This window comes from Polaromonas sp. OV174 (assembly GCF_900112285.1).
Classification (GTDB): domain Bacteria; phylum Pseudomonadota; class Gammaproteobacteria; order Burkholderiales; family Burkholderiaceae_C; genus Polaromonas.
On the sequence record NZ_FOKZ01000007.1, the window covers coordinates 173,264 to 180,321 of the forward strand.

Here is a 7,058-nt window from a genome sequence, read left to right on the forward strand (position 1 = left end):
CCCATCATGATTATTCAGTTCTATTGTCATGTCAATAGTACATTTAAATATGCAAAAACAAGGCATTTAACACAGGCCGTTTTTTTCGACCATGACATCATGGATGGCTCTTGCATCCTGCGAAGGCTGCGGTCCGCCAAAACTGCTCTGATTCTAGTGACGCTTCACTCGATGCCGGTCATTTCCCAACTGGAGTTGGCGTAGCTTGATCAGCCGGTTAGTCGCAAGTTTTCGGGATCGTGTGCATCGAGTTTCACACCGACTGGGCTGGTTTCACCCAGTGCATCAGGATCGAGGCATCTAGTTCTGCTCCCAGTCATTCAAGGTCTCGCTGCTTCAGCGACCTTTGGTGGCCGAAAAGCGTGGGTGCCAATGAGGTGTGTGGTGCCCGGATCAGTCCCGAGTCGCATGCCGCTGCACGCAGTCGATATACGCAGCTCCATCGGGCGGGCGGCCGGCGCGCTGGCTTTCCCAAACCATTTGCCCCAGACAGTCCATCGCTTCGTGGTGCGCATCGTGCAGTGAGTTGCGTTTGGCAGTTAACAATTCCACCGCCTGGCGTATGCCCCTGGGCTGGTCGATGGAGCACTGCTCGCTGATCGACAGGTGCATGGACAGGTGTAGAAAGGGATTGGTTTTGCCGGCTTCCACGTCGTACATTTTTTCCAGTGCGGCATCGGCATCGGCAAAATCGGCGTGGTATTCCGGGTGTTCGTCCATCCACTGGCTTGCTATTGTTTCAATAGCTTCAAGTGGTTGACCAGAGCGGGCCTTGGCATAAACGGAGCAAAAAAAACGGCGGACGTCGGCTTGTGAGGGCGTAAACATGGGCGCAAGCGTATCACGCAGTCGATTTGCGCTTTGGCCGTAATGCTTTTACTTTGGAGCCATCTGCTTGGCAGGCCCAGGCCGCGTCCTACAGACAAGCCGGGAGCGGCTCGTTACATTACGCTCACGGTGGCGCGGTTCCTGGGCGTTCCATCCCCTGACTCATCAGCCCGGCGAGGAGATTTCAATGAACGCAGCACGCATCGCAGGCATTATTTTGATTGTGGCTGGTCTGGCCGGATTTTTCACCGGCGGTTTCAGCTTCACCAAGGACACGACCGCCGCCAAAATCGGCCCCATCGAGTTGACGGTCAAGGAAAAAGAATCCGTCAACATTCCGCAGTGGCTTAGCCTGGGCGCCGTGGCTCTGGGTGCGCTGGTGCTGGCGCTTGGCTTCCGTAAATCCTGAACGGCAAGGCACCCTTTATCGGCATCAGCTGCGCTGCGCGCTCAGCAGGCGTGAGATCGTTTGCGCGGCCGCCAGCAGTTGCGGCAGCATGCTTTCTTGCATGAGCTTGGCGCTGCTGCGGTTGGCCTGGCCGCTGATGTTGAGTGCCGCCACCGTCTTGCCGGAGCGATCGGTAATCGGCGCGGCGATGGACACCAGGCCTTCTTCCAGTTCCTGATTGATCAGCGCCCAGCCTTGTTTGCGTACCTGCGCAATCTTGGCTGCCAGCTCTTTCACGTCGGTCACCGTGTGCCGGGTGCGCTGAACCCGGTCCGAGTTTTCTAGCAACTGCAGGAGTTCGTCTGGCGGCAGGGCTGACAGCAGCATGCGGCCCAGCGCGGTGCAATAGGCCGGCAGCCGAGAACCCACGCTCAGGCTGATGCTCATGATCTTGTGCGTCGGCACGCGCAGCACGTAGACGATGTCCGTGCCATCCAGCACCGCCGCCGAGCACGACTCCTTGATCTGCTCGACCAGCGCCTCCATCACCGGCTCCGCCAGGTTCCAGATCGGCATGGAGGAGAGGTAGGCAAAGCCCAGATCGAGTATGCGCGGGGTCAGGCTGAAAAGCTTGCTCTCGTTGCGCACATAGCCCAGCGACTCCAGGGTGAGAAGGATGCGGCGCGCGCCGGCGCGGCTCAGGCCGCTGCGCCCGGCCACCTCGGTCAGGGTTTGCCGGGGTGCGCTGGCGCTGAAGGAGCGGATCACTTCCAGTCCGCGCGCGAACGACTGGACATAGCCGTCGCCGGGCTTGAGGTTGGCAACAAGGGTGGATGCGGCATTTGCCATGGGGCTTGAAATCTCCTAGAATTCATTATACGAACTCTTGTTCTAATGTCGAACAAATTTCAACAGCCATTCCATTGAGCTGTGGCGGCGTAAGTTTTCCCCTTGGAGAGGATTGAATGATCAACAAGATTGCCCCTTGCATTGCCGATGCACTGGCGGATGTGAAAGACGGCGCCACTGTGCTGATTGGTGGCTTTGGCACTGCCGGCATTCCCCTGGAGCTGATTGACGGCCTGATCGCGCAAGGCGCCAAGGACCTGACCGTGGTCAACAACAACGCGGGCAATGCCGAAGTCGGGCTGGCCGCCTTGCTCAAGGCCGGGCGGGTGCGCAAGATCATTTGCAGCTTTCCGCGTCAAGCCGACAGCCAGATTTTTGACGCCCTGTACCGCAGCGGCAAGCTGGAGCTGGAGCTGGTGCCGCAAGGCAATCTGGCCGAGCGCCTGCGCGCCGCCGGTGCCGGCATAGGCGCTTTCTTTTGCTCCACGGCCTACGGCACCGAGCTGGCCAAGGGCAAGGAAACGCGCGAGATCAAGGGCAAGCACTATGTGCTCGAATACCCCATCCATGGCGACGTGGCGCTGATCAAGGCCGAGCAGGGTGACCGCTGGGGCAATCTGACCTATCGCATGTCGGCGCGCAATTTCGGCCCCGTCATGGCCACGGCGGCCAAGCACACGGTGGCCACGGTGCACGAGATTGTTGAGCTGGGTGCGCTTGATCCCGAAAGCATAGTGACGCCCGGCATTCACGTCAGCAAGGTGGTGCGCATAGACCGCGTGGCGACCCAGGCCGGTGGCTTCAAGAAGGCCGCCTGAACCGATTCGGGCCAACAAGGAACAAGTATGAGTAGCTATCAAAAACGAAGCAAAGAAGAACTCGCCCAGCGCGTGGCGCAGGACATCCACGACGGTGCCTATGTGAATCTGGGCATAGGCATGCCGACGCTGGTGGCCAACCACATCCCGGCCGGGCGTGAGGTCATATTGCAAAGCGAAAACGGCATCCTCGGCATGGGTCCTGCGCCCGCAGCGGGTGAGGAAGACTACGACCTCATCAACGCCGGCAAGCAGCCCATCACGCTGCTGCCGGGCGGCGCCTATTTCCACCATGCCGACAGCTTTGCCATGATGCGCGGCGGCCACCTCGACATCTGCGTGCTGGGCGCCTTTCAGGTTTCCAGCACCGGTGACCTGGCCAACTGGAGCACCGGCGAGCCCGGCGCCATTCCGGCCGTGGGCGGCGCCATGGACCTGGCCATAGGGGCCAAGCAGACCTGGGTCATGATGGATTTGCTGACGAAAAAGGGCGAAAGCAAGGTGGTTGAGCAGTGCAGCTATCCTTTGACCGGCATCGCCTGCGTCAAGCGGATTTACTCCGACCTGGCAACATTGGCATGCACGCCTTCAGGCCTGCAACTCATAGACAAGGTAGAGGGCCTGAGCCACGCCGAACTCGAGACCCTGCTGGGCCTGCCGGTCCAGGCCTGAAGCGGTATTTCCATTTCCGTTATTCACAAAACCACGAGACACATCATGAACCAAGCTTTTATCTGCGATGCCATCCGTACCCCCTTCGGCCGTTACGGCGGTGCCTTGAGCAGCGTGCGTACCGACGACCTGGGCGCCATTCCGATCAAGGCGCTGATGGAACGCAACCCGGGCGTGGACTGGGCGGCGGTGACTGATGTGATCTACGGCTGCGCCAACCAGGCCGGTGAAGACAACCGCAACGTGGCGCACATGTCCAGCCTGCTGGCCGGCCTGCCTATCGACGTGCCGGGCGCTACCCTGAACCGTTTGTGCGGCTCGGGGCTGGACGCTGTGGGCACGGCAGCACGCGCCATCAAGTCCGGCGAAGCCGGCCTGATGATTGCCGGCGGCGTGGAAAGCATGAGCCGTGCGCCCTTTGTTAGCCCGAAGGCCGACAGCGCCTTCAGCCGCAATAACGCGGTCTACGACACCACCATAGGCTGGCGCTTCATCAACAAGCTGATGAAGGCGCAGTACGGCGTGGATTCCATGCCCGAGACCGCCGAGAACGTGGCCGACGATTTCAAGATCGAGCGCGCCGCGCAAGACCGTATGGCGCTGGCCAGCCAGATCAATGCCGCCGCCGCGATCGCAGCCGGCCACCTGGCACGCGAAATCGTTCCGGTCAGCATCGCGCAGAAAAAGGGCGACGCCATCATCGTGAGCCAGGACGAGCACCCGCGTGCCACCACGCTGGAAGCGCTGGCCAAGCTCAAGGGCGTAGTGCGTCCCGATGGTTCGGTCACCGCGGGCAACGCCTCGGGCGTGAACGACGGCGCCTGTGCGCTGCTGCTGGCCGATGAAGCCAGCGCTGCCAAGTACAGCCTGACGCCGCGCGCCCGCGTGGTCGGCATGGCCACGGCCGGCGTGGCGCCGCGCATCATGGGCTTTGGCCCGACGCCCGCGACGCTCAAGGTGCTGGCGCAAACCGGCTTGAGCCTGGCGCAAATGGACGTGATCGAACTCAACGAAGCCTTTGCCGCGCAAGGCCTGGCCGTGCTGCGCGCACTGGGCCTGCAGGACGATGACGCCCGCGTCAACGCCTGGGGCGGCGCGATTGCCCTGGGCCACCCGCTGGGCGCCAGCGGCGCCCGTCTGGCCACCACGGCCGTGAACCGCCTGCACGCCACCGGCGGCAAGTACGCGCTGTGCACCATGTGCATTGGCGTGGGCCAGGGCATTGCCGTGATTCTGGAACGGGTGTGAGTTCCATGACTGCACAGACCCCTGAAGCAACCCTGGTCTCAGGCGCCAGCGCCGGCATTGGCCGGGCCATCGCCGAGGCGCTGCTGGCGCAGGGCCGCCATGTGGTCAACCTCGACTATGTGCTGCCCGACTGGAGCCACCCGCAGCTCAGCTCCTATCAGGCCGACCTGACGCAGGAAGCGGCGACGCGTGAACGTGCCGCCGAGATTGCGGCCAGGCACAACATCGTTGCCCTGGTCAACAACGCCGGTGCCACCCGGCCCGGCACCATAGACACGGCCACCACGGCCACGCTGGATGATGTGGTGGGCCTGCACCTGCGCGCCCCCATGCTGCTGACGCAGGCCTTTTTGCCAACGCTGCGCGCTTGCGGCCACGGCCGCATCGTCAACATGTCCTCGCGCGCGGCGCTGGGCAAGGCCGATCGCATCGTCTATTCGGCCACCAAGGCCGGCATGATAGGCATGACGCGCACCCTGGCCATGGAGCTGGGCCGCGACGGCATCACTGTCAACGCCATAGGCCCCGGGCCCATCGCCACCGAGCTGTTTCGCAAGAGCAACCCCGAGGGTGCGCCGCAGACGCAGCGCATCCTGGACAGCATTGCGGTGGGCCGCATGGGTACGGCCGAAGACGTGGCGCGCGCCGCGCTGTTTTTCCTCTCGCCCGACAACGGTTTTGTCACCGGCCAGGTGCTTTATGTGTGCGGTGGCACCACCCTGGGTGTGGCGCCTATTTGAGTTTTCCATAGCCCTGTTATCAGGGCTTTCCCCGTCCCGGTTTTGCCAGTGCGATCCACAAGATAGGCAGCTGCAGCGCGACCGGGGTTTTCTCTCTCGTTTCCTGGAAAGATGTCTCCATGTCCCGCTTTGCTACTTCCGATCGTCGCCAATTCGCGCTGCGCAGCCTGACGGCCGCCCTGGTCCTGGGCTCCGGCCTGCTGGCCAGCGTGCCCGCCGCCGCACAAGCGGCTTACCCCAGCAAGCCCATCACCATGATCGTGCCTTTCTCTGCGGGCGGCACCACCGACATCCTGGCGCGCATCGTCGGCCAGGCGCTGACGACCGAGCTGGGCCAGTCGGTGATCATCGACAACCGCGCCGGCGCCGGCGGCAACATCGGCGGCCAGGCCGCTGCTCGCGCGCCTGCTGACGGCTACACCTTGTTCATGGGCACGGTCGGCACGCATGCCATCAATGCCGCGCTCTACAAGAAGATGCCTTTCGATCCGATCAAGGATTTCGCGCCCCTGACCCGCGTGGCCAATGTGCCCAATCTGCTGGTGGCCAACCCCAAGCAGCCCTTCAAGAACGTCAAGGAACTGATTGCCTACGCCAAGTCCCATCCGGGCCAGCTGAATTTCGGCTCCTCGGGCAACGGCAGCTCCATCCATTTGTCGGGCGAGCTGTTCAAGAGCATGGCCAAGGTGGACATGGTGCACGTGCCTTACAAGGGCAGCGCGCCGGCCGTGACCGACCTGCTGGGCAACCAGATCAGTGTCATGTTCGACAACATGCCATCGGCCATCCAGCATGTGCGCTCGGGCAAGCTGCGCGCCATCGCCGTGACGACCGCCAAACGCTCGCCGGAACTGCCTGATGTGCCGACCATCGCCGAAGCCGGCGTGCCTGGCTACGAGGCCACCTCGTGGTTCGGCCTGTTCGCGCCCGCCGCCACGCCGCCTGCCGTGGTCAGCCAGCTCAACGCCGCCATCGTCAAGGTGCTGGCCAATCCTGAGGTGAAGAAGAAGATCAACGAACAGGGCGCCGAGGTTTACAGCGAAACCCCGGCACAGTTTGCCGCCTTCATCCAGAAGGAATCGGTGAAGTGGAGCAAGGTGGTTCGCGACTCCGGCGCCAGCACGGACTGAGGCTGATTCAATATAGGGCCGCCTAGGAGTCTGCGCGGCAGAAGCCTGAAGTCATCGTTTGGTGAAGTCTGGACGTTAGAGCTTGATGCCTGCCAGCTACCTACCCTACCTGCCGGACCAAGACATGCTGCTGCCGCACTCGATGCGCGAGTGGCTGCCCGAAGGGCATTTGGCGTATTTCATCAACGACACAGTGGACAGTCTGAACCTGCAGGCGTTCCACGCGAGGTATTCGGCAGGCGGCTCACGCAACCAGCCCTTTCACCCCGCCATGATGGTCAAGGTGCTGATCTATGGTTACGCCACAGGCGTGTTCAGTTCACGCAAGCTTGCCCGCAAGCTGCACGAAGACGTGGCGTTTCGCCTGCTGGGGGCAGGCAACTTC

The 7,058-nt window shown here is 62.4% G+C and carries 9 protein-coding genes; 7 read left to right on the forward strand and 2 right to left on the reverse strand.

Annotated features, from left to right (window positions below; genetic code table 11):
- Positions 1-393: 393 nt before the first annotated feature.
- The gene (locus tag BM160_RS08800) at positions 394-828 is read right to left on the reverse strand and encodes a DUF1841 family protein (RefSeq protein WP_092003647.1); all 435 of its coding nucleotides are present in this window, start codon (positions 826-828) and stop codon (positions 394-396) included.
- Between the two features lie 187 nt (positions 829-1,015).
- Here BM160_RS08800 and BM160_RS08805 point away from each other — a divergent pair, with 187 nt between their 5' ends.
- Positions 1,016-1,237 (forward strand): hypothetical protein, encoded by a 222-nt coding sequence (locus BM160_RS08805; protein ID WP_092003650.1) that lies wholly within the window; start codon positions 1,016-1,018, stop codon positions 1,235-1,237.
- A gap of 24 nt (positions 1,238-1,261) precedes the next feature.
- On the opposite strand, the gene BM160_RS08810 is transcribed toward BM160_RS08805, so the two are convergent.
- Entirely contained in the window at positions 1,262-2,065 is an 804-nt protein-coding gene (locus BM160_RS08810; protein ID WP_092003653.1) for an IclR family transcriptional regulator domain-containing protein, read from the reverse strand.
- A 116-nt stretch (positions 2,066-2,181) separates the two neighbouring features.
- On the opposite strand from BM160_RS08810, the gene BM160_RS08815 reads away from it, so the two are divergent.
- The 6 genes from BM160_RS08815 to BM160_RS08840 form a co-directional block, all read left to right on the forward strand.
- Positions 2,182-2,883 (forward strand): 3-oxoacid CoA-transferase subunit A, encoded by a 702-nt coding sequence (locus tag BM160_RS08815; RefSeq protein WP_092003656.1) that lies wholly within the window; start codon positions 2,182-2,184, stop codon positions 2,881-2,883.
- A 27-nt stretch (positions 2,884-2,910) separates the two neighbouring features.
- Positions 2,911-3,555 carry a 3-oxoacid CoA-transferase subunit B gene (locus tag BM160_RS08820; protein ID WP_092003659.1) on the forward strand — a complete coding sequence of 215 codons (645 nt, stop codon included), beginning with the start codon at positions 2,911-2,913 and terminating at the stop codon, positions 3,553-3,555.
- Between the two features lie 45 nt (positions 3,556-3,600).
- Positions 3,601-4,803, forward strand: coding sequence for a 3-oxoadipyl-CoA thiolase (pcaF, locus tag BM160_RS08825; protein ID WP_092003662.1), 1,203 nt, complete (start codon positions 3,601-3,603; stop codon positions 4,801-4,803).
- A 5-nt stretch (positions 4,804-4,808) separates the two neighbouring features.
- Positions 4,809-5,543: an SDR family NAD(P)-dependent oxidoreductase gene (locus BM160_RS08830; protein WP_177218956.1), complete on the forward strand. Its 735-nt coding sequence runs from the start codon at positions 4,809-4,811 to the stop codon at positions 5,541-5,543.
- Positions 5,544-5,662: 119 nt separating this feature from the next.
- Positions 5,663-6,673: a Bug family tripartite tricarboxylate transporter substrate binding protein gene (locus tag BM160_RS08835; RefSeq protein ID WP_092003668.1), complete on the forward strand. Its 1,011-nt coding sequence runs from the start codon at positions 5,663-5,665 to the stop codon at positions 6,671-6,673.
- 85 nt (positions 6,674-6,758) lie between these two features.
- A partial coding sequence (locus BM160_RS08840; protein WP_143093206.1) for a transposase occupies positions 6,759-7,058 on the forward strand: 300 nt, incomplete at its 3' end.

Bases quoted from the DNA above. Each gene is read 5' to 3' on its own strand.
- BM160_RS08805 (WP_092003650.1), top strand. From the start codon at position 1,016: ATGAACGCAGCACGCATCGCAGGCATTATTTTGATTGTGGCTGGTCTG.
- BM160_RS08830 (WP_177218956.1), top strand. From the start codon at position 4,809: ATGACTGCACAGACCCCTGAAGCAACCCTGGTCTCAGGCGCCAGCGCC.
- BM160_RS08815 (WP_092003656.1), top strand. From the start codon at position 2,182: ATGATCAACAAGATTGCCCCTTGCATTGCCGATGCACTGGCGGATGTG.
- BM160_RS08810 (WP_092003653.1), bottom strand. From the start codon at position 2,065: ATGGCAAATGCCGCATCCACCCTTGTTGCCAACCTCAAGCCCGGCGAC.
- BM160_RS08800 (WP_092003647.1), bottom strand. From the start codon at position 828: ATGTTTACGCCCTCACAAGCCGACGTCCGCCGTTTTTTTTGCTCCGTT.
- BM160_RS08820 (WP_092003659.1), top strand. From the start codon at position 2,911: ATGAGTAGCTATCAAAAACGAAGCAAAGAAGAACTCGCCCAGCGCGTG.
- BM160_RS08835 (WP_092003668.1), top strand. From the start codon at position 5,663: ATGTCCCGCTTTGCTACTTCCGATCGTCGCCAATTCGCGCTGCGCAGC.
- pcaF (WP_092003662.1), top strand. From the start codon at position 3,601: ATGAACCAAGCTTTTATCTGCGATGCCATCCGTACCCCCTTCGGCCGT.